At 40.6% G+C, this 434-nt stretch carries 1 protein-coding gene; it reads left to right on the forward strand.

The window, feature by feature from the left end; all coding sequences use genetic code 11:
* The first annotated feature begins 28 nt into the window (after positions 1-28).
* Positions 29-343: a BolA family transcriptional regulator gene (locus tag A3761_RS01510; RefSeq protein ID WP_068509757.1), complete on the forward strand. Its 315-nt coding sequence runs from the start codon at positions 29-31 to the stop codon at positions 341-343.
* Positions 344-434 lie beyond the last annotated feature (91 nt).

Here is a 434-nt window from a genome sequence, read left to right on the forward strand (position 1 = left end):
ATTACATAGATGAAATGGTTGTACTAAGATGTCGCGTCAAAAAGAGATTCAGGACTTGTTGAGTAACAATTTTGAACTTGAGTTTATAGAGGTATTAAATGAGAGCCATATGCATAGCGTGCCTCCTAACTCTGAGACTCACTTTAAGGTGACTTTGGTTACTGAGGATTTTGAGGGAAAGTCTAAAGTTGCTCGTCATCAAAGTGTCTATGCCTTGCTTGGTGGCTTAATGGAGCAAGGCCTACATGCTTTGGCACTACATTTATATGTTCCGCAAGAATGGTCGAGTATCATGGGTGAGAAATCACCAGAGTCCCCAAACTGTATGGGTGGCTCTAAATAGTACAGCTGTAGCAGGCCAGAACCCTAAATAGCTGATAGATATTCAATTGGAATTGCCCTTTATTAGGAGTAGGTACGATGAGTCAATTTTT

This window comes from Oleiphilus sp. HI0123, assembly GCF_001635315.1.